Annotated in this window: 22 protein-coding genes and 3 tRNA genes; 10 read left to right on the top strand and 15 right to left on the bottom strand. The window is 68.4% G+C overall.

Going from position 1 to position 18,605, the window contains the following annotated elements; genetic code table 11:
• The 12 genes from QTI51_RS30740 to trpE all read right to left on the bottom strand — a co-directional run.
• Positions 1-106, bottom strand: a 106-nt coding sequence (locus QTI51_RS30740; RefSeq protein WP_007829589.1) for a GTP-binding protein, incomplete at its 3' end; no start/stop codon positions are given.
• A gap of 73 nt (positions 107-179) precedes the next feature.
• Positions 180-254 (bottom strand) — tRNA-Thr (locus QTI51_RS30745).
• A gap of 51 nt (positions 255-305) precedes the next feature.
• Positions 306-379 (bottom strand) — tRNA-Gly (locus QTI51_RS30750).
• Between the two features lie 65 nt (positions 380-444).
• A tRNA-Tyr gene (locus QTI51_RS30755) sits at positions 445-530 on the bottom strand.
• A gap of 107 nt (positions 531-637) precedes the next feature.
• Positions 638-1,345, bottom strand: coding sequence for a uracil-DNA glycosylase (locus QTI51_RS30760; protein ID WP_286517242.1), 708 nt, complete (start codon positions 1,343-1,345; stop codon positions 638-640).
• Positions 1,342-2,142 carry an indole-3-glycerol phosphate synthase TrpC gene (trpC, locus tag QTI51_RS30765; RefSeq protein WP_286517241.1) on the bottom strand — a complete coding sequence of 267 codons (801 nt, stop codon included), beginning with the start codon at positions 2,140-2,142 and terminating at the stop codon, positions 1,342-1,344. The genes QTI51_RS30760 and trpC overlap by 4 nt, the downstream gene beginning before the upstream one ends.
• 26 nt (positions 2,143-2,168) lie before the next feature.
• Positions 2,169-3,191 carry an anthranilate phosphoribosyltransferase gene (gene trpD, locus QTI51_RS30770; protein WP_286517240.1) on the bottom strand — a complete coding sequence of 341 codons (1,023 nt, stop codon included), beginning with the start codon at positions 3,189-3,191 and terminating at the stop codon, positions 2,169-2,171.
• A 23-nt stretch (positions 3,192-3,214) separates the two neighbouring features.
• Complete coding sequence (locus QTI51_RS30775; protein ID WP_116913994.1) at positions 3,215-3,874, bottom strand: LysE family translocator; 660 nt, start codon at positions 3,872-3,874, stop codon at positions 3,215-3,217.
• 16 nt (positions 3,875-3,890) lie between these two features.
• Positions 3,891-4,949 carry a low-specificity L-threonine aldolase gene (gene ltaE / locus QTI51_RS30780; protein ID WP_286517239.1) on the bottom strand — a complete coding sequence of 353 codons (1,059 nt, stop codon included), beginning with the start codon at positions 4,947-4,949 and terminating at the stop codon, positions 3,891-3,893.
• Positions 4,950-4,955: 6 nt separating this feature from the next.
• Positions 4,956-5,540 carry an aminodeoxychorismate/anthranilate synthase component II gene (locus QTI51_RS30785; protein ID WP_286517238.1) on the bottom strand — a complete coding sequence of 195 codons (585 nt, stop codon included), beginning with the start codon at positions 5,538-5,540 and terminating at the stop codon, positions 4,956-4,958.
• Entirely contained in the window at positions 5,537-5,929 is a 393-nt protein-coding gene (locus QTI51_RS30790; protein WP_116913991.1) for a GxxExxY protein, read from the bottom strand. Before QTI51_RS30790 ends, QTI51_RS30785 begins: the two co-directional genes overlap by 4 nt.
• A gap of 2 nt (positions 5,930-5,931) precedes the next feature.
• Complete coding sequence (gene trpE, locus QTI51_RS30795; RefSeq protein ID WP_116913990.1) at positions 5,932-7,434, bottom strand: anthranilate synthase component I; 1,503 nt, start codon at positions 7,432-7,434, stop codon at positions 5,932-5,934.
• Positions 7,435-7,774: 340 nt separating this feature from the next.
• Here trpE and QTI51_RS30800 point away from each other — a divergent pair, with 340 nt between their 5' ends.
• On the top strand, positions 7,775-8,386 hold the full coding sequence (locus QTI51_RS30800; protein WP_503011556.1) for a chalcone isomerase family protein: 612 nt from the start codon (positions 7,775-7,777) through the stop codon (positions 8,384-8,386).
• 43 nt (positions 8,387-8,429) lie between these two features.
• On the opposite strand, the gene gph is transcribed toward QTI51_RS30800, so the two are convergent.
• A complete protein-coding gene (gene gph, locus QTI51_RS30805) occupies positions 8,430-9,137 on the bottom strand; it encodes a phosphoglycolate phosphatase (RefSeq protein WP_286517237.1) in 708 nt (235 codons plus the stop codon).
• A 197-nt stretch (positions 9,138-9,334) separates the two neighbouring features.
• Here gph and QTI51_RS30810 point away from each other — a divergent pair, with 197 nt between their 5' ends.
• Positions 9,335-9,874 (top strand): Rrf2 family transcriptional regulator, encoded by a 540-nt coding sequence (locus tag QTI51_RS30810; RefSeq protein WP_116913987.1) that lies wholly within the window; start codon positions 9,335-9,337, stop codon positions 9,872-9,874.
• A 13-nt stretch (positions 9,875-9,887) separates the two neighbouring features.
• Positions 9,888-10,055, top strand: coding sequence for a hypothetical protein (locus tag QTI51_RS30815; RefSeq protein ID WP_165840545.1), 168 nt, complete (start codon positions 9,888-9,890; stop codon positions 10,053-10,055).
• A 31-nt stretch (positions 10,056-10,086) separates the two neighbouring features.
• Here the strand turns inward: QTI51_RS30815 and QTI51_RS30820 are convergent, their stop codons facing one another.
• A complete protein-coding gene (locus QTI51_RS30820) occupies positions 10,087-11,478 on the bottom strand; it encodes an aminotransferase-like domain-containing protein (RefSeq protein WP_116913986.1) in 1,392 nt (463 codons plus the stop codon).
• A 410-nt stretch (positions 11,479-11,888) separates the two neighbouring features.
• On the opposite strand from QTI51_RS30820, the gene QTI51_RS30825 reads away from it, so the two are divergent.
• The 7 genes from QTI51_RS30825 to QTI51_RS30855 are packed head-to-tail and all read left to right on the top strand — an operon-like array spanning position 11,889 to position 17,713.
• Positions 11,889-12,371, top strand: coding sequence for an MSMEG_0572/Sll0783 family nitrogen starvation response protein (locus QTI51_RS30825; protein WP_093126909.1), 483 nt, complete (start codon positions 11,889-11,891; stop codon positions 12,369-12,371).
• Positions 12,372-12,384: 13 nt separating this feature from the next.
• Positions 12,385-13,458: a Nit6803 family nitrilase gene (locus QTI51_RS30830; protein ID WP_286517236.1), complete on the top strand. Its 1,074-nt coding sequence runs from the start codon at positions 12,385-12,387 to the stop codon at positions 13,456-13,458.
• Positions 13,421-14,503, top strand: a complete 1,083-nt coding sequence (locus tag QTI51_RS30835; RefSeq protein WP_286517246.1) for an MSMEG_0568 family radical SAM protein — start codon at positions 13,421-13,423, stop codon at positions 14,501-14,503. Before QTI51_RS30830 ends, QTI51_RS30835 begins: the two co-directional genes overlap by 38 nt.
• Before the next feature lie 2 nt (positions 14,504-14,505).
• Positions 14,506-15,066, top strand: coding sequence for an MSMEG_0567/Sll0786 family nitrogen starvation N-acetyltransferase (locus QTI51_RS30840; protein ID WP_286517235.1), 561 nt, complete (start codon positions 14,506-14,508; stop codon positions 15,064-15,066).
• Positions 15,063-16,076, top strand: a complete 1,014-nt coding sequence (locus QTI51_RS30845; protein WP_116913982.1) for a sll0787 family AIR synthase-like protein — start codon at positions 15,063-15,065, stop codon at positions 16,074-16,076. The genes QTI51_RS30840 and QTI51_RS30845 overlap by 4 nt, the downstream gene beginning before the upstream one ends.
• A complete protein-coding gene (locus tag QTI51_RS30850) occupies positions 16,067-16,351 on the top strand; it encodes an MSMEG_0570 family nitrogen starvation response protein (RefSeq protein ID WP_286517234.1) in 285 nt (94 codons plus the stop codon). Before QTI51_RS30845 ends, QTI51_RS30850 begins: the two co-directional genes overlap by 10 nt.
• 30 nt (positions 16,352-16,381) lie before the next feature.
• Positions 16,382-17,713, top strand: coding sequence for an MSMEG_0569 family flavin-dependent oxidoreductase (locus QTI51_RS30855; protein ID WP_286517233.1), 1,332 nt, complete (start codon positions 16,382-16,384; stop codon positions 17,711-17,713).
• A 90-nt stretch (positions 17,714-17,803) separates the two neighbouring features.
• Here the strand turns inward: QTI51_RS30855 and QTI51_RS30860 are convergent, their stop codons facing one another.
• The gene (locus tag QTI51_RS30860; protein WP_116913979.1) at positions 17,804-18,508 is read right to left on the bottom strand and encodes a response regulator transcription factor; all 705 of its coding nucleotides are present in this window, start codon (positions 18,506-18,508) and stop codon (positions 17,804-17,806) included.
• Positions 18,509-18,605 lie beyond the last annotated feature (97 nt).

Consider the following 18,605-nt stretch of genomic DNA (forward strand, 5'->3'; position numbering starts at 1 on the left):
GCACCGTGGCGATCGCAGCCGTCAGCGTGGTCTTGCCGTGGTCGACGTGACCGATCGTGCCCACGTTCACGTGCGGCTTGGTGCGGGTGAATTTACCTTTTGCCATTTTTCGACTCCGAAAAAAACGTTTCCAACGTATGCAGATGGGTTGCAACGCTGCATTTGCAACCCCCAAAAACTGGTGCCCTTTGCGGGAATCGGACCCGCGACCTCTCCCTTACCAAGGGAGTGCTCTACCACTGAGCCAAAAGGGCTTTTGTAACAAAGTTACGAATTCACATCGCCTCAACAACAAACCGAGTCTCTGGAGCGGGAGACGGGAATCGAACCCGCGTCATCAGCTTGGAAGGCTGGGGTTCTACCATTGAACTACTCCCGCATCGGGGGCACTCCAAGGCACCCAAAGCGCTAGATCCAATCGCTCTTAGAAACCAAATTCATCGCTGGTGGAGAGGGCTGGATTCGAACCAGCGTACTCGTAAGAGGGCAGATTTACAGTCTGCTGCCATTAACCACTCGGCCACCTCTCCGGCGAACCTCGAAATATAGCACGTTTTTGTGACTACTCAGAAATCCCTGCATCTCAGCGATGCGGAAGAACTGCTCGAGGAGCGAATCCTCCGATTATTAACCAAGTTCAGCCCTCGATCCGTTGAGCCTCACGCCAAGCACGCGCTTCTCCGAAATGTCCGCATCCGATGAACGGAACCGGCGGACGCATCGCAGAAAGCGGCGACGGATGATTCGACATCAGCACCTTATGGCGCTCAACATCGATCAACGCACGCTTACTTTGGGCGTGCGCACCCCATAGCATAAAAACAACAGGCTTCGCGCCAGCCGAAACGTGTCGAATGACGGCGTCCGTCAGCACCTCCCAGCCCTTGCCGGCGTGGCTGGCCGGCTGGGCCTCTTCCACCGTCAGGCAGGTGTTGAGCAGCAGCACGCCATGGGTCGCCCATTTCACGAGGCTGCCACCCGGATCGGGGAATGGCGGCGGCGGTGTGCCGAAGTCGCGCTGCAGTTCCTTGAAGATGTTGCGCAGCGACGGCGGCAATGCCACGCCGGGTGCCACCGAGAAGGCCAAGCCCTCGGCCTGGCCACGCCCGTGGTACGGGTCCTGCCCCAGGATCACCACGCGCACATCGTCGGGCGGCGTCAGTTCGAGCGCCCTCAACGGCTGCGGCGGAAAGATCACCGCGCCCGCATCCAGGCGCTCGCGCAAAAAGCCCTGCAGCTTCTGTCCCACCGCGCCGGCGAAGAACCCGTCGACCAGCGCCTGCCAACCCGGCGCCACCGGCCAGTCGGCAGCGTTGCTGCTCGACAGCTGATCGGGCCGGCTCATTGGAACAACGCAGCGAGGGCCTCGCCGGGTTCCTTGGCGCGCATGAAGGCCTCGCCGACCAGGAAGGCGTTGACGCCCGCCGCACGCAGCGTGGCCACGTCTTCCCGCGTGCCGATGCCCGACTCCGTCACCGGCAGGCGGTCCGCGGGCAGCCTCGGCAGCAGGTCGATGGTCGCCTGGATGGAGACTTCGAAGTTGCGCAGGTTGCGGTTGTTGACGCCGATCAGCGCCGTCTTCAGCTTGAGCGCGCGGTCGAGCTCGGCCGCGTCGTGCACCTCCACCAGCACCGCCATGCCAAGGCCGCGCGCAATGGCTTCGTAGTCCTTCATCTGCGCATCGTCGAGGCACGCGGCAATCAGCAGGATGGCGTCGGCGCCCATCGCGCGCGACTCGTACACCTGGTACGCGTCGATGATGAAGTCCTTGCGCAGCACCGGCAGGTCGCAGGAGGCACGCGCCTGCTTGAGGTAGTCGACACCGCCCTGGAAGAACTGCTTGTCGGTCAGCACCGAGAGGCAGGCGGCGCTCACCGTGCCGTCGCCCTCCGCATAGCTCTGCGCAATATCGGCCGGAATGAAGTCTTCGCGCAGCACGCCCTTGCTCGGGCTCGCCTTCTTCACTTCGGCGATCACGGCGGCGTGGCCGGCGGCGATCTTGGCGCGCAGCGCGGCTTCGAAGTCGCGCGTGAGCACGCGGCTTTCGGCGTCGAAGCGCACCGCTTCGAGCGGCGCGCGCCTCAGGGCAGCGGCCACTTCCTGGCGCTTGACGGCAACGATCTTGTCGAGGATGTCGGACATGGGTTCGGGTTCTCTCTGGTGGGGTCTCAGACGGTCGTGGAAGCCTTGACCAGTTCGGCCAGCTTGGCCTTCGCGGCGCCCGAGGCGATGGCGCCGCGCGAGCGCTCCACGCCCGCGGCAATGGAGTCGACCACGTTCGCCGCATACAGGGCCGCACCGGCGTTCAGCAGCACGATGTCCAGCGCGGGGCCGGCCTGATTGTCGAGCACCCCCCGCAGCATCGCCATCGACTGTTCGGGCGTTTCCACGCGCAGCGCGCGGTTGCTCGACATCTGGAAGCCGAAGTCCTCGGGGTGCAGTTCGTACTCGCGGATCTCGCCGTCTTTCAACTCGCCCACCATGGTGGCGGCGCCGAGCGAAATCTCGTCCATGCCGTCGCGCCCGTAGACCACCACCGCGTGCTCGGCGCCGAGCCGCTGCAGCGCGCGCACCTGGATGCCCACGAGGTCGGGGTGGAACACGCCCATCAGGATGTTCGGCGCACCCGCCGGGTTGGTCAGCGGCCCGAGGATGTTGAAGATGGTCTTGATGCCCAGCTCCTTGCGCACCGGCGCCACGTTCTTCATGGCCGGATGGTGGTTGGGCGCGAACATGAAGCCAATGCCGCACTCCTCGATGGAACGCGCGATCTGCTCGGGCTTCAGGTTGATGTTCACGCCCAGCGCTTCCAGCACGTCGGCGCTGCCCGACTTGCTCGACACGCTGCGCCCGCCGTGCTTGCTCACCTTGGCGCCCGCCGCGGCCGCGACGAACATCGAGCAGGTCGAGATGTTGAAGGTGTGCGAGCCGTCGCCGCCGGTGCCCACGATGTCCACCAGGTGCGCGGTGTCCTTCACGGGCACCTTGGTCGACACCTCGCGCATCACCTGCGCGGCGGCGGTGATCTCGCCGATGGTTTCCTTCTTCACGCGCAGGCCGGTGATCAGCGCGGCCATCATCACGGGCGAGCACTCGCCGCTCATGATGAGGCGCACGATGTGCAGCATCTCGTCGTGGAAGACCTCGCGGTGCTCGATGGTGCGCTGCAGCGCTTCCTGGGGGGTAATCATGATGGGGTCTCCTCGAGAGTGAATCAGCGGCCGATGCGAACGGCCGGCGCGTCGGTGAACGCGAGCTTGAGGCCGAAGCCGATGAAAAGAACGCCGGCGGCGCGGTCCAGCCAGTGCATGCCCTTGCGCACCGCGCCGCGCCGCGCCATCCAGCCCGCTGCCAGAGCCCATCCGATGTTGACGGGCACGGCGTTGAGGTTGAACAGCACGCCGAGCAGCACGAAGTACAGTGCCTTGTCGTCGGCGCCCGGCGCGATGAACTGCGGCACGAACGCCAGGAAGAACAGCGCCACCTTCGGGTTGAGCACGTTGGTCCAGAAGCCGCCCATGAAGACGGCCTTGAGGCCGCGCTCCCCGCCGACAGCCACCACCTGTTCGATGTCGGCCGGCGGGGCCGGGCGCGAAAGCACCATGCGCACGCCCAGGTACAGCAGGTAGGCCGCGCCGATGTACTTGAGCACCGTGAAGGCCGCGGCCGATGTCGCCATCAGCGTGCCCACGCCGACCGCTGCTGCGAAGATGTGGACGAAGCAGCCCGCCGTGATGCCCAGCCCCGCCACGATGCCGGCACGCACGCCGGAACGCAGCGAGTTCGTCACCACGTACAGCACGTCGGGCCCCGGCGTGAGGTTCAGCAGCCAGCCGGCGGCGATGAAAGCGAGCAGATGGGGAAGATCAGGCATCGCGTCCTCGCGGGGCTCAGGCGTTGAAGAAGCCGCGGATCGCGGCGACGGCCCGGTCGACGCCGGCGGCATCGACGTCGAGGTGCGTCACGAAGCGCAGGCGGTAGAGCCCCGTCGCCAGGATGCCCTGCTGGTTGAGGCTGGCGATCAGTTCCGACGAGCGCGCCTGCGCGGCGCCGGCGAGGTCGGCGAACACGATGTTCGTGTGCGGCGCCTCGACCGTCAGGCCCTCGATGCCTTCGAGCCCCTGCGCAAGCCGCTGCGCCAGTGCGTGGTCGTCGGCCAGCCGGTCGACGTGGTGGTCGAGCGCATGCGACGCGGCCGCGGCCAGCAGGCCCGCCTGGCGCATGCCGCCGCCGGCCATCTTGCGGATGCGGTGCGCACGCGCGATGAACTCGCGCGAGCCCACCAGCGCCGAGCCGATGGGCGCGCCCAGGCCTTTGCTGAAGCAGACCGACACGCTGTCGAAGCACTGCGCGATGCGGCGTGCTTCCGCGCGGATGTCGCTGCGACCGTTCTGCGCAGCCTGCGCGGTGGCGGCATTGAAGAGCCGCGCGCCGTCCAGGTGCCGCTGCAGCCCCTTGCGCTTCGCCAGGTCGGTCGCGGCCTGCACGTAGTCGAAGGGCAGCAGCTTGCCGCCCAGCGTGTTCTCCAGCGCCAGCAGCCGCGTGCGCGCGAAGTGCGCGTCGTCGGGCTTGATGGCCGCTTCGATCTGCGCGAGCGGCAGCGTGCCGTCTCCCGCATGGTCCAGCGGCTGCGGCTGCACGCTGCCGAACACCGCCGCGCCGCCGCCCTCCCAGCGATAGCAATGCGCCTGCTGGCCGACGATGTACTCGTCGCCGCGGCCGCAATGCGAGAGGATGGCGCACAGGTTGCTCTGCGTGCCGGTGGGCACGAACATCGCCGCCTCGAAGCCCAGCAGCGCCGCGATCTTTTCCTGCAGCGCATTCACGCTCGGGTCGGTGCCGAAGACGTCGTCGCCCAGCGGCGCGGCCATCATGGCCTCGCGCATCGCGGGCGTGGGTTGGGTGACGGTGTCGCTGCGCAGGTCGACGAGGGAGGTGCTGTCGGTCATGGTGGGTCAGTCCAGGAAGTTCTTGAGCATGGCGTGGCCGTGCTCGGTGAGGATCGATTCAGGATGGAACTGCACGCCTTCGATGCGCACGTCGTGCGCGTACCCGGTGTGCCGCACGCCCATGATCTCGCCGTCGTCGGTCCAGGCAGTGACAGCCAGCGCCTTGGGGCAGCTCTCGCGCTCGATCGACAGCGAGTGATAGCGGTTGACGACGAACTTCTGCGGCAGCCCCGCGAACACGCCCTCTTGCGTGGTCGTGATCTCGCTGGTCTTGCCGTGCATGAGCTGCTGCGCGCGAACGATCTTGCCGCCGAAGGCCGCGCCGATGGCCTGGTGGCCCAGGCACACGCCCAGGATCGGGAGCTTGCCCGCGAAGGCCTCGATGGCCGCCACCGACACGCCCGCTTCCGCCGGCGAGCAGGGCCCCGGCGACACCACCAGCCGCGTCACGCCGGAAGCGATGAGCTCGCCGATCTGCGCCACCGTGATCTCGTCGTTACGGTGCACCTGCACGTCCGCGCCCAGTTCGCCGAAGTACTGGACGATGTTGTAGGTGAAGCTGTCGTAGTTGTCGATCATCAGCAGTTTCATGGCTTGCTCGCAATCCGGTGCACGCCCTTCACCACGGGGAACACGTTGAAGTTGATGAGAAGGCCCAGCTTCAGGCCCGAAAGCCGCAGCGCGGCCAGCACCTGCGCGCGGTGCAGGTCGGTGAGCACGTCGACCGCCTTGAGCTCCACGATGACCGACTGCTCGATCACGAAGCCCGCGCGGTACACCTCGCCCAGCGAGCGGCCCTTGTAGGTGGCCGCGAGCGCCACGTCGCGCGTGAAGCCGATCTCGCGTTCGGCCAGCTCGATGGCCAGCGCCGCGGCGTAGGCGCCCTCGTCGAGCCCCGTGCCGAGCACGCGCTGCACTTCGACCGCCGCGCCGATGATCTCGTGCGAAAAGTCGTTCTGAATATCGGGTGCGTTGCTCATGCTTATTCCAGGCCTTCCTCGACCAGTTCGGCGGCACGCAGGAGTGCGCGCGCCTTGGCTTCCGTTTCTTTCCACTCCAGCTCGGGCACCGAATCGGCCACCACGCCGGCCGCGGCCTGCACGTGCAGCATCTGGTCCTTCACGATGCCGGTGCGAATCGCAATGGCCACGTCCATGTCGCCCGCGTAGCTGATGTAGCCGCACGCGCCGCCGTACAGGCCGCGCTTGGTGGGCTCCAGCTGGTCGATGAGCTCCATCGCGTGCACCTTGGGCGCGCCGGTCAGCGTGCCGGCCGGGAAGGTGGCCTTCAGCACGTCGATGGCGGTCATGCCGTCCTTCAGCGTGCCTTCGACGTTGCTCACGATGTGCATCACGTGGCTGTAGCGCTCCACCGCGAAGGCCTCGGTCACCTTCACGGTGCCGGTCTTGGCGATGCGCCCGATGTCGTTGCGCGCCAGGTCGATCAGCATCACGTGCTCGGCGCGTTCCTTCGGGTCGTTGATGAGTTCCACCTCGGCGGCCTTGTCGAGCTCCAGCGACGCGCCGCGCGGGCGCGTGCCGGCCAGCGGGCGGATGGTGATCTTCTGCTCGCCGTCGCCGGTGTTCTCCTGGCGCACCAGGATCTCGGGCGACGCGCCCACCACGTGGAAGTCGCCCAGGTGGTAGTAGTACATGTAGGGCGAGGGGTTCAGCGAACGCAGCGCGCGGTACAGCGACAGCGGCGACTCGGTGTAGCGCTTGCTGATGCGCTGGCCCACCTGCACCTGCATGAAGTCGCCCGCGGCGATCATTTCCTTGGCGCGCTCCACGGCCGCGAGGTAGTCCGCCTTGGCGAAGCTGCGCTCCGGCGGATGCGGCTGCGTGGGCTTTACCACGGGCGCGCTCACCGAGTACTTGAGCTTGTCCTTCAGCTCGCGCAGGCGGCGCTTGGCCACGGCGTAGGCCTCGGGCTGCTTGGGGTCGGCGTAGACGATGAGGTACAGCTTGCCCGACAGGTTGTCGATGACCGCGAGCTCCTCGCACTGCAGCAGCAGGATGTCGGGGCAGCCCAGCGTGTCGGGCGGGCAGCTTTTTTCGAGCTTGCGCTCGATGTGGCGCACGGTGTCGTAGCCGAAGTAGCCGGCCAGGCCGCCGCAAAAGCGCGGCAGCCCCGGGCGCAGCGCCACCTTGAAGCGCTGCTGGTACGCGGCCACGAAGTCGAGCGGGTTGCCCCGGGCGGTCTCCACGACCTGGCCGTCGGTCACCACTTCGGTGACGGCCTCGTCGCCGAAGCCGGAGGCGCGCAGCAGCGTCTTCGCGGGCAGTCCGATGAAGCTGTAGCGCCCGAAGCGCTCGCCGCCCACCACCGATTCGAGCAGGAAGCTGTGCTTGCCGCCGCCTTGCGAATGGGCCAGCTTGAGGTAGAGGGACAGGGGGGTTTCGAGGTCGGCAAAGGCCTCGGCCATCAGCGGAATACGGTTGTAGCCCTGGGCGCTGAGGCTCTTGAATTCAAGTTCGGTGATCACGGATTCGTTCTCCAGTTGCCGCTCGGCGCTCTCTGGCCGGGGGCAAGGTCATTCACTGGTGGTCCGGAGCGGGTGTGCAGATCCGGAACCGCGGGCGCACGGCGTGCGCCGTGCAATCAAACAGTCAGCGAAGTATGGCTACGCCAGGGCCAGGCTCCCCGGCCTTGACCTGTCTGAATGATGTGATGAACGAACATGAGGCGCGGAGTTTAGCCCACGAAAACGCCGAACGCGTGCAATACGGCTGTCAACGGCCTTCTTCAGGGTTCCCCCGGAGCCTTGTGCGTAAAACGAAAAGATACATTCGCACGACCGTTCGCAAAATTCCAAGGAGACTCCCGTGCCCGTTCCATCGCTCTCGTCCGTGTGCGTCCGCCTTGCGCTGCTGGCGTCTTTCGCCGCCGCTCTGGGCGCCTCTTTCGGCGCCGGCGCCGCGCAGGTCGACGTGGCCGGCGTCAAGCTGGAAGACCGCATGGACCTGCGCGGCACCGCCTTGCAACTGAACGGCGCGGGCGTGCGCTACAAGGCCATCTTCAAGGTCTACACGGCGGGCCTGTACGTCGGCCAGAAGGTGTCCACGCCCGAAGAGGCGCTGGCCGCGCCCGGCCCCAAGCGCGTGGCCATCACGATGCTGCGCGACATCGACGCCAACGAACTCGGCAAGCTCTTCACCAAGGGCGTGGAAGACAACTCGCCCAAGAGCGAGATGCTCAACCTCATTCCGGGCCTGCTGCGCATGGGCCAGATGTTTGCCGACCAGAAGCAGCTGAAGACCGGCGACACCTTCACCATCGACTGGCTGCCCGGCACCGGCACGCTCATCACCGTGCGCGGCGTGCCGCAGCCCGACCCGGTGAAGGAGCCGGCGTTCTTCAATGCGCTGTTGCGCATCTGGCTCGGGCCGAGCCCGGCCGACTGGAAGCTGAAGAACGCGATGCTCGGCAAGCAGTAGCCGGCGCGGCCAGAGCAGAACGAACCAGGCAGGCGCCCCGCGTTCAGCCCGCCGCCGGCACCAACTCGGCCAGCGAATCCACGAAGCCGTCCGCGTCCACGCCGCGCACCGGCTCGCCATGGTTGTAGCCGTAGCTCACCAGCACCACTTGGCAGCCGGCGGCACGCGCGGCCTGCGCGTCGTTGCTCGAGTCGCCGATCATCAGCGTGCGCGCGGGCACGGTCGCCAGCGCCTCGCAGGTCTTCAGCAGCGGCAGCGGGTCGGGCTTCTTGCGTTCGAAGGCGTCGCCGCCGAACACCAGTTCGAAGAAGCCGTCCAGCCCCTTCGCCGCCAGCAGCGGCACGGCGAACGAGCCCGGCTTGTTCGTGAGGCACGCCAGCCGCACGCCCCGCGCACGCAGCGCCGTCAGCCCCTCGACGACACCGCCATACACCGCCGAATGCTGCCCGTTGATGGCCAGGTAGTGGTGCTGGTAGCGCTCCCAGGCCGCGTCGAACAGCGCGCGCGCCTTGGCCTGCGCGCCCTCGGGGTCGGTCGGCTTCAGCACGTGCACGAGCGCGGAATGAATCAGGTGCTCCGAGCCCTTGCCCACCATCCGCTCGATGGCGGCGGGCGCCACGGGCGGCAGCGACAGGTCGCGCAGCATGCGGTTCAGGGCCTCGGCAAAGTCGCCGAGCGTGTCGACCATGGTGCCGTCGAGGTCGACGATGGCGGCGTCGAAGCGGGTGAAATCGAAGCGAAAGGGGTTCAAGGCAGGCAGCGAAAGTAGGAGCCGCAGGAGTTTATGCGGCCCGGCTTTGTCGAAAACCCGCCAGAAACCCGCCGAAAGCCGCGCCGGAAACTTTTTGCGGCTTTCGCACACCTACAGGGCGTACCCGTCCCGCGCGTCCAGCGCCGGACATCCCTTCACCGCCTTGCCCCGCAAGGCCCATCCACGAGGAATACTCCATGCGTCTGACGACGAAGGGCGGCTTCGCCCTGACGGCCATGATCGATGTCGCGCTGCGCGAGAGGGACGGCCCCGTGCCATTGGCGTCGATCAGCCGGCGGCAGCACATCGCCCGCTCCTCGCTCGAACTGCTGTTCAGCAAACTGCGCCGGCATGCGCTGATCAAGGCCACCCGCGGCCCCGGCGGCGGCTACACGCTCACGCGCCGCGCCTGCGAAATCACCGTGGCCGACATCCTGGCGTCGGTCGACGCCCAGGTGCCCACCGAGGCAGAAGCCCCGGCCGACAAGAACGGCGCCGCCGAAGTCGGCTGCTATTCAACCGAAGCCCTCTGGGCCTCCGCCAAGCACCACGTGATGGAGTTCCTGGGCTCCGTCACCCTGCAGAGCCTGGTCGACGACCAGCTCGCCAAGGGCCTGCGCGTGGACGACGAACCGGTGCGCAAGAAGGCGCCGCCCCCGCGCAACGAACCCAGCCTGCGGCACGTGAACGCGCCGAACTCGGTGTTCGCCTGGAACGGCGTGTTCGCCAAGCGTTGAAGAAAAAACTGCCATGAACGAAATTTCCCTCGCTCTTTTCGGTTTCAGCGCGCTGCTGCTGTACCTGGCCTGGCGCGAGCGTGCCGGCGCGAACCACCGCGACGCCGGGCTGCTGGCCGGCAGCGCAGGCACCGCGGGCCTGGCGGGCGCGGTGGCCGCCATCGCTGGCGTTTTCGACTGAAGTCGGGCGCCCGGCACCGGGGCGTGCCGGCTCAACGCAGCGTGGCGTGCGGATGCAGCGGATGCGCCAGCGTGTCCGCGATGAGCCGCAGCGCCTGGTCGCACTGCTCGCGCGTCATCGGCCCGCCCAGGCAGATGCGCACCGCGTCGGGCGGGTCGCCGTCGGTGGAAAAGGCGGCGCTCGCCACAACGCCCACGTTCTGCGTGCGCAGGTAGGAGGCGAACTCCACCGGGCTCCAGCCCGGGGTGAGCGGCAGCCACGCATGAAAACCCTCGGGGTGCGCCTGCAGGCCGCTGTCACCCAGGTAGCGCAGGGCCAGCAGCTGGCGCGCGACCGATTCGGCGCGCACCGCCTGCAGCATCTCCTCGGTGGTGCCGTCTTCCACCCACAGCGTGGTCAGTGCATTGGTGATCGGCGAGGCCATCACGGTGGTCGCGCGCATGGCGCCGGCCAGCCGCTGCGACTGCACCACGGTGGGCGAACACACATAAGCGCTGCGCAGCCCGGCGCCGAAGCATTTCGAAAAACCGCTCACGTAGTAGGTGAGCCCCGGCGCCAGCGTGGCCAATGACGCGGGCGTCTGGCGCGGCAGCATGCCGTAGGCGTCGTCCTCGATGATGGGCACGGCGTAGCGCAGCGCCACGTCGGCCAGCGCCTCGCGCCGCGCGCGCGACACCGTGGCCGCGGTCGGGTTCAGCAGCGTGGGGTTGCAGTACAGCGCCTTGGGCTTGAGCGTCTTGCAGGCGTGCTCGAAGGCGTCGGCGATGGGGCCGTCGTCGTCCATCTGCAGTGCGTGCAGCTGCACGCCCAGTTGCGCCGCGATGGCCTTCACGCCCGGGTACGTGAGCGACTCCACGCACACCAGCTCCCCGGGGCGCGCCAGCTGCGAGAACAGCGCGGTCAGCACCGCGTGGATGCCCGGGCACACCAGGATGCGGTCCACGCTCGCGTGCGGCACGAAGGGCCGCAGCCAGCGCATGGCCACCTCGCGGTCGTGCGCGGTGCCGCCGAAGTCCTGGTAGCGCAGCAGGTCGTGGAAGTCGATTTCCGCGAAGGCGCGGCTGGCGCTGTCGTGCAGGCGCGCCATCAGGTGGGCGTCGTCGGGCTCGGGCGGCATGTTCATCGTCATCTCGGCGCCGCTGCCGCCGCGCAGCCGCAGGCTCGGGCTGCCCGAGCGAATGAAGGTGCCCGTGCCTGCGCGCGAATCGATCAGCCCGCGCTTGCGCGCCTCGGCATAGCCGCGCGCCACCGTCGTGTAGTTCAGTTCCAGGTCGCTCGCCAGCTCGCGCAGCGTGGGCAGGCGGTCGCGCACGCCCAGCCGGCCTGTCTTGATGTCGTCGGCGATCAGGTCGGCCAGCAGCAGGTAGGCCGGCTTGGCGGCGGTGCGCAGCTGCCTGCGCCAGTGGGCGGTGATGGTGGTCATCGGCGGGTGTCCTGGCGAAGTTGATTGCATCCATTGATTGCATCGAGCCACCGATCAACACGCAGGAATCGCGCCCGCGTCCCGCCCGCCTCCCGCCTGCTCAGGCCCGCAGCCGCCGTGGCGAATGCTTCGATCAGGTGCGATCAACCCCATTGATCGGGTGCATTGATTGCATCGGATGTGCGTCGTCCCGGTGCGAAACGCAAAGCAGAGGAGCGCCCCGGCCGGCCGTCAACGGGTCTTTGGCGGCCACGCAAAAAAACTTTCGGCCGCGCGGCCCGCATCGCAGCGCATTGATCGCGAGTTGATCGCACGGCCGCCGCCGCGCGCTGGCACATCGCCTGCGAAGAGAAAGGCACGCAAGACCTGCGTAGTGCCCTCGTAGCCATCCACCTAACCCGGAGTACCCCATGCCCAAAGTCACCCGCCCCCGCAACGAAAAAGGCGAGTTCCTTGTCGACTACGAAGAGAAGGTGTTCGAAGACGTCAAGGCCGAGCCCGGCGAGAAGGCGCTCGTCACCTTCCACACGGTGGCCTTCGAAGGCTCCATCGGTTTCGTCAACCTGCTGCAGGCCACGCGGCTGCGCCGCAAGGGCTACGAGACCTCGGTGCTGCTGTACGGCCCCGGCGTGACGCTGGGCGTGCAACGCGGCTTTCCCACGCTGGGCGACGAGGCCTTCCCCGGCCACCAGAACTTCAACAAGCAGATCGTCAAGTTCATGGAAGAAGGCGGCAAGGTGTACGCCTGCCGCTTCGCGCTGCAGGCGCTGTACGGCCACGGCGAAGGCGCGCTCATCGAAGGCATCAAGCCGATCAACCCGCTCGACGTGCTGGACATCGTGCTGCTGCACAAGAAGGCCGGCGCCGTCATCCTCGACACCTGGACCCTGTAAGGCAGCGCGAGCGATGGCTTCCCCACCCCGCACCGTGCGCGCCGCCGCGATCCAGATCGCGCCCGATTTCGAGCGCCCCGACGGCACGCTCGAGCGGGTGTGCGCCGCCATCGACGAGGCCGCCGCCCAGGGCGTGCAGCTGGCGGTCTTTCCCGAGACCTTCGTGCCCTACTACCCCTACTTCAGCTTCGTGCTGCCGCCGGTGCTGCAGGGCGCGCCGCACCTGCGGCTGGCGGAGCGCGCGGTGGTGGTGCCCGGCCCGGTGACGCAGGCCGTGGCCGAGCGCGCCCGCGCACGCCGCATGGTGGTGGTGCTCGGCGTGAACGAGCGCGACCACGGCAGCCTCTACAACACGCAGCTGGTGTTCGACGCCGACGGCACCCTGGCGCTCAAGCGCCGCAAGATCACGCCCACGTACCACGAGCGCATGGTCTGGGGCATGGGCGACGCCGCAGGCCTGAAGGTGGTCGACACCGCCGTGGGCCGCGTCGGCGCGCTGGCCTGCTGGGAGCACTACAACCCGCTCGCGCGCTACGCGCTGATGGCGCAGCACGAGGAGATCCACTGCGCGCAGTTCCCCGGCTCGCTGGTCGGCCCGATCTTCGCGGAGCAGATGGAAGTGACCATCCGCCACCACGCGCTGGAGTCGGGCTGCTTCGTGGTCAACGCCACCGGCTGGCTCACCGACGAGCAGATCCGCGCGGTCACGCCCGACGCGCAGCTGCAGAAGGCGCTGCGCGGCGGCTGCCACACGGCCATCGTCTCGCCAGAGGGCAAGCACCTGGCGCCGCCCCTCACTGAAGGCGAAGGCATGGTGGTGGCCGACCTCGACATGGCGCTGATCGCAAAGCGCAAGCGAATGATGGATTCGGTGGGCCACTACGCACGGCCCGAGCTGCTGTCGCTCGCCATCAACGACCGCCCGGCACAGACGACGGTGCCGATGCACGCGACGCGCTCGACGCACTCGACGCACCCCACGCAACCCTTCGCCTCCAGGAGCCCCGAACATGAACACCACCACGACACAGCCCCACAGCCGGCAACTGATGACCGAGCTGCAGTCCTTCGGGTTGCGGCTGGTTGACCCTTCGGCCGGTGTCGCCAGCCGCCGCGGCGGCGCGGGCCCCTCGGACCACAAGGCCGTGACGGTCGACGGCCACACGATCATGGTGCCGGTGCACACCTCCACCGCCTGGCACTCGCCCTTCACGGCCGAGGCGCCCGACGCGCAGGGCATGAGCCGCGTGATGCGCGGCAACATTCCCATCGCGAGCATCAGCTTTCCGAAGCAGCCGCGCTTCTACGCCATGCAGACCTTCGACGGCGTGCCCTACTCGCACATTGCCACGCTGCACGGCGCGGACGTGCTGGCCACCACCGTGCTGCAGACCTGCATCCGCTACGAGAGCCGCAAGAAGAGCTGCAAGTTCTGCGCAATCGGCCAGTCGCTCGCGGCCGGGCGCACCGTGGCGCGCAAGACGCCCGAGCAACTGGCAGAGGTGGCCCGCGCCGCCGTGCTGCTCGACGGCGTGAAGCACATGGTGATGACCACCGGCACGCCCAACGCCACCGACCGCGGCGCGGCCATCCTCTGCGAGAGCGCCTTCGCCATCAAGGCGGCGGTCGACATTCCCATCCAGGGCCAGTGCGAGCCGCCCGACGACGACCAGTGGTTCCACCGCATGAAGGCCGCGGGCATCGACACGCTCGGCATGCACCTGGAGGTGGTCACGCCCGAGGTGCGCGAACGCATCATGCCGGGCAAGGCCGGCGTGCCGGTGTCGCGCTACATGAGCGCCTTCGAGGCGGCCGTGGGCGTGTTCGGCCGCGGGCAGGTCAGCACCTACATCCTGGCCGGGCTGGGCGACACGCGCGAGGCCATCCTCGACACCTGCGACCAGCTCCTCGCACGCGGCGTGTATCCCTTCGTGGTGCCCTTCGTGCCGATCAGCGGCACGCCGCTGGAAGACCACCCGGCCCCCTCGCCCGAGTTCATGAAGTCGCTGCTCGCGCCGCTGGGCGAGCGCGTGGTGGCGGCGGGCCTGCGCTCGGCCGACATCAAGGCCGGCTGCGGCAAGTGCGGCGCCTGCTCGTCGCTGTCGATCTACGAAAAAGAAAGCGAAGGCTGACCATGCTGTGCATCGACGACCTCTGCGAAATGGCGGACCACTACGCGCCCGTCGAATACCTGGTGCGCGAAGCCGCGCAGCAGTGGGAGCACGACCAGGCCATGGCGCTGCGCCGGGCGGTGTTCTGCATCGAGCAGGGCATCTTCGCGCGCGACGACCGCGACGCCATCGACGACCATGCGCGGCTGCTGGTGGCCATGTCGTGCAACGGCGGCATGCCCGAACAGGTGGTGGGCACGGTGCGCATCCACCGCGGTGACAGCACCGGCGAATGGTGGGGTTCCCGCCTGGCCGTGCACCCGGCATTCCGCAGCCAGGGCCACCTGGGTGCCACGCTGATCCGCCTGGCCGTGTCGCGCGCCCATGCGCTGGGCTGCACCACCTTCCTGGCGCAGGTGCAGATGCAGAACGTGCCGCTGTTCAAGAAGCTGGGCTGGCAACTGCGCGAGGAAACCAGCGTGCACGGCCGGCCGCATGCGCGCATGCAGGCCGACCTGGGCTGGTACCCGCCGTGCCACGACCCGGTCAGCGGCTTCGTCACGCGCGCGAAGGTGGCCGCATGACCGAGCCCATCGATGTGCGGGCGGTGGCCGAGGCGCTGCGCGCCACGCGCGGCTTCGCCCACAAGCGCGACATCAGCGACGTGGTGGCCGCGTTGGGCCGCTCGCTGCCCGGCGGCCATGCCGCGCTGGCGCAGGCGGTGCCCATCGGCGACGACTGCGCGGCCATTCCCGACGGCCACGGCGGCTACCTGCTGTTCGCCATCGAGGGGCTGGTGGAAGACTTCATCGTGCGCATGCCGTGGTTCGCCGGCTACTGCGGCGTGATGGTGAACGTGAGCGACATCTACGCCATGGGCGGGCGCCCCACCGCCGTGGTCGATGCGCTGTGGAGCACGGGCATGAACCCGGCGGACGATGTGCTGCGCGGGCTCGCGGAGGCCGCCGTGCGCTACGGCGTGCCCATCGTCGGCGGCCACAGCAACAACCGCAGCGAGCGGCCGCAACTCGCGGTCGCGATCCTCGGCCACGCGCGCAAGCTGCTCACCAGCTTCGACGCCAGGCCGGGCGACCTGCTGGTGATGGCCGCCGACCTGCGCGGCGAATACCAGGAGCCCTTTCCGTACTGGAACGCATCGACCAGCGCGCCCGCCGCGCGCCTGCGCGCCGACCTCGAAGTGCTGCCCCTGCTGGCCGAAGACGGCCTGTGCCGCGCGGGCAAGGACATCAGCATGGCCGGCGCCGTGGGCACGGCCATGATGCTGCTCGAATGCTCGGGCGTGGGCGCGCGCATCGACCTCGACGCCCTGCCGCGGCCCGACGGCGTGCCGCTGCTGCGCTGGCTCTCGTCTTTCCCTAGCTACGGCTTCGTGCTGAGCGTGGCGCCCGCGCAGGTGGCCGGCGTGCTGGCGCGCTTTGCCGCGCGCGACATCGCCTGCGGCGTTGTCGGCGAGGTCGATGCGTCGCGCCAGGTCCGGTTGCGCGCCCACGGCGAAGAAGCCCTGCTGTGGGACTTCGGCAGCGACGCCTTCATCCAGCCGCCCGCCCTGGCCGAGGCCGTGCCATGCCCGTGACGCACTTCCACGTGCGCTGGCCCGACGGCAGCGAAACCCGCTGCTATTCGCCCTCCAGCGTGGTGCGAGAGCACCTGGTGCCCGGCCAGCGCTACGCCCTGGGCGACTTCCTGCACCGCACGCGCGAGGCGCTCGGCATCGCCTCGGAGCGCGTGCGCGCCAAGTACGGCTTCGCCTGTTCGCAGGCGATGGACCAGCTCGGCGACATCGAGCACATCGCGCTGCGCTTCAGCGACACGGCCGGCGCCGAGGTGACCGTGCTCGCGTTCGACTGACGCCCCCCATTCAAGAGAAAGAAGCACCCCATGTCCCACCCCACCCACCCATCCTTTCCCCATGGCGGGCGCAGCCACTACAGCGTCGTCATCGTCGGCGGCGGCCAGGCCGGCCTCTCGCTCAGCCACTGCCTGCAGCAGCGCGGCATCGACCACCTCGTCATCGAGAAGCGCAGCCTCGTGCACACCTGGCGCACGCAACGCTGGGATTCGTTCTGCCTCGTCACCCCCAACTGGCAGTGCCAGCTGCCCGGCTGGGGCTACACCGGCGCCGATCCGCACGGCTTCATGGTCAAGGAGCAGATCAACGACTGGCTCGCCGGCTTCGTCGACCACGTGAAGGCCCCGGCCATCGAGGGCGTGACCGTCGAGCGCGTGTTCCGCATGCCGGCCAGCGGGGAACGTGACCGCTTCAGCGTGCAGACCGACGCCGGCACCTACACCGCCGACCAGGTGGTGGTGGCCTCGGGCGGCTACCATCGCCCCATCGTGCCGCGCCTGGCCGAGAAGCTGCCCGCGCACGTGGCGCAGTTCCACTCCGCGCAGTACCGCAACGCCGCGCAACTGCCCGAGGGCGCGGTGCTGGTCGTGGGCTGCGGCCAGTCGGGCGCGCAGATTGCCGAAGACCTGCATCTGGCCGGCCGCAAGGTGCACCTGGCCACCGGCCACGCACCGCGCTGCGCGCGCTTCTACCGCGGCCGCGAGGTGGTCGACTGGCTGGCCGACATGAAGTACTACGACATGCCCGTGACCGAGCACCCGCTGCGCGAGGGCGTGCGCGACAACACCAACCACTACGTGACCGGGCGCGACGGCGGCCGCGACATCGACCTGCGGCGCTTCGCCCTCGAGGGCATGCAGCTTTACGGCCTGCTGAGCGGCTTCGACGGCGGCAACTTCGAGTTGCAGCCCAACCTGCGCGACAACCTGGACAGCGCCGACGACACCTACAACCGCATCAACGCCTCCATCGACAAGTTCATCGCCGCGCAGGGCATCGACGCGCCCCCGCCTTCGGTCTACTCACCCGTGTGGGAACCTGCTGAAGAGCGCACCCGGCTCGACCTTGCGGCCGCCGGCATCACCAGCGTGGTGTGGTGCATCGGCTTCTCGCCGGACTTCGCCTGGGTCGATGCCCCGGTGTTCAACGGCCGCGGCGCGCCGGTGCACCTGCGCGGCGTGACGAACGAGCCCGGCCTGTACTTCCTGGGCCTGCCATGGCTGCACACCTGGGGGTCGGGCCGCTTCTCGGGCGTGGCGCGCGATGCGGAATTTCTGGCCGAGGCCATCGAGGAACGAAAGACGGGCTTGAGTGAAAGCGCAACGCAGGCGCCGCCAGCTCCAACGCTCAAAGCAGCCTAGGCACAAGCCAGCGCGCCCGCATCAGCCACGTGCGAGCCGCGTGCCCTGTGCACCCGCCTTGAAAAACGAAACCCTGGAAGCAGCAGCCCCTCAGGCCTGCTGCGCCTCGGTCAAAGCCTGCGCCGCCACCACCGCCTCGGTGCGGTTGCGCACGTTCAGCGCGCGGAAGATCGCGGCCAGGTGGATCTTCACGGTGCCTTCGCTGATGCCCAGGCTGCGCCCGATCAGCTTGTTGGGCTTGCCCTGCGACAGCAGCTGCAGCACCTCGACCTGGCGCTCGGTGAGCACATTGCGCAGGTGCTCCAGCGTCTGCGTGCCGCCGCCGTTGCCGCCCGTGCTGCCGCCCCGCGCCAGCGCCTCCGTGCCCGCCTGCGGCGCCATGCCCGCCACGATGCCCGGCGGCAGCGCCGTCAGCATCATCGGCGGCACGTACACCCCGCCGGCCAGCACCAGCCGCACCGCCGACAGCATCACCTCGGGTGAGTAGGCCTTCGGAATGAAGCCCAGCACGCCGCGCTCCAGCGCCGCACGCATGATGGCCGGGTCTTCGTAGCCCGACAGCACGATCACCGGCACCGCGGGATGGCGGCGGCGAATGTCGTCGATGTGGGCCTGCCCGTCGGCACCGGGCATGTTGAGATCGATCAGGGCCAGGTCGAGGTCGTCGGTGGCTCCGGCAAGCAATTCGTCGACGCTCATCGCCAGGACGAATTCGATGCCGGGTTCCAGCTCCGACAACTTGGCTTTGACCGCCTCGATGACGAGCCTGTGGTCGTCGGCGATCAGGATTTTCATGGCGTTTCCCCGTGTCCCAGCGTTCAGTGCACTTGCAGCCGCCGAAGATACCGGCGAATGCCCCGCACCACAAGGGCGGCGGCCCCACCAACGGCAT

Origin of the sequence: Variovorax sp. J22G73 (assembly GCF_030317035.1) — a bacterium.
Lineage (GTDB): Bacteria > Pseudomonadota > Gammaproteobacteria > Burkholderiales > Burkholderiaceae_C > Variovorax.

Excerpts from the sequence above, each read along its gene's own strand:
- QTI51_RS30760 (WP_286517242.1), bottom strand. The coding sequence starts at position 1,345 with ATGAGCCGGCCCGATCAGCTGTCGAGCAGCAACGCTGCCGACTGGCCG.
- trpC (WP_286517241.1), bottom strand. The coding sequence starts at position 2,142 with ATGTCCGACATCCTCGACAAGATCGTTGCCGTCAAGCGCCAGGAAGTG.
- trpD (WP_286517240.1), bottom strand. The coding sequence starts at position 3,191 with ATGATTACCCCCCAGGAAGCGCTGCAGCGCACCATCGAGCACCGCGAG.
- QTI51_RS30775 (WP_116913994.1), bottom strand. The coding sequence starts at position 3,874 with ATGCCTGATCTTCCCCATCTGCTCGCTTTCATCGCCGCCGGCTGGCTG.
- ltaE (WP_286517239.1), bottom strand. The coding sequence starts at position 4,949 with ATGACCGACAGCACCTCCCTCGTCGACCTGCGCAGCGACACCGTCACC.
- QTI51_RS30785 (WP_286517238.1), bottom strand. The coding sequence starts at position 5,540 with ATGAAACTGCTGATGATCGACAACTACGACAGCTTCACCTACAACATC.
- QTI51_RS30790 (WP_116913991.1), bottom strand. The coding sequence starts at position 5,929 with ATGAGCAACGCACCCGATATTCAGAACGACTTTTCGCACGAGATCATC.
- QTI51_RS30810 (WP_116913987.1), top strand. The coding sequence starts at position 9,335 with ATGCGTCTGACGACGAAGGGCGGCTTCGCCCTGACGGCCATGATCGAT.
- QTI51_RS30815 (WP_165840545.1), top strand. The coding sequence starts at position 9,888 with ATGAACGAAATTTCCCTCGCTCTTTTCGGTTTCAGCGCGCTGCTGCTG.
- QTI51_RS30820 (WP_116913986.1), bottom strand. The coding sequence starts at position 11,478 with ATGACCACCATCACCGCCCACTGGCGCAGGCAGCTGCGCACCGCCGCC.
- QTI51_RS30825 (WP_093126909.1), top strand. The coding sequence starts at position 11,889 with ATGCCCAAAGTCACCCGCCCCCGCAACGAAAAAGGCGAGTTCCTTGTC.
- QTI51_RS30830 (WP_286517236.1), top strand. The coding sequence starts at position 12,385 with ATGGCTTCCCCACCCCGCACCGTGCGCGCCGCCGCGATCCAGATCGCG.
- QTI51_RS30835 (WP_286517246.1), top strand. The coding sequence starts at position 13,421 with ATGACCGAGCTGCAGTCCTTCGGGTTGCGGCTGGTTGACCCTTCGGCC.
- QTI51_RS30840 (WP_286517235.1), top strand. The coding sequence starts at position 14,506 with ATGCTGTGCATCGACGACCTCTGCGAAATGGCGGACCACTACGCGCCC.
- QTI51_RS30845 (WP_116913982.1), top strand. The coding sequence starts at position 15,063 with ATGACCGAGCCCATCGATGTGCGGGCGGTGGCCGAGGCGCTGCGCGCC.
- QTI51_RS30850 (WP_286517234.1), top strand. The coding sequence starts at position 16,067 with ATGCCCGTGACGCACTTCCACGTGCGCTGGCCCGACGGCAGCGAAACC.
- QTI51_RS30855 (WP_286517233.1), top strand. The coding sequence starts at position 16,382 with ATGTCCCACCCCACCCACCCATCCTTTCCCCATGGCGGGCGCAGCCAC.
- QTI51_RS30860 (WP_116913979.1), bottom strand. The coding sequence starts at position 18,508 with ATGAAAATCCTGATCGCCGACGACCACAGGCTCGTCATCGAGGCGGTC.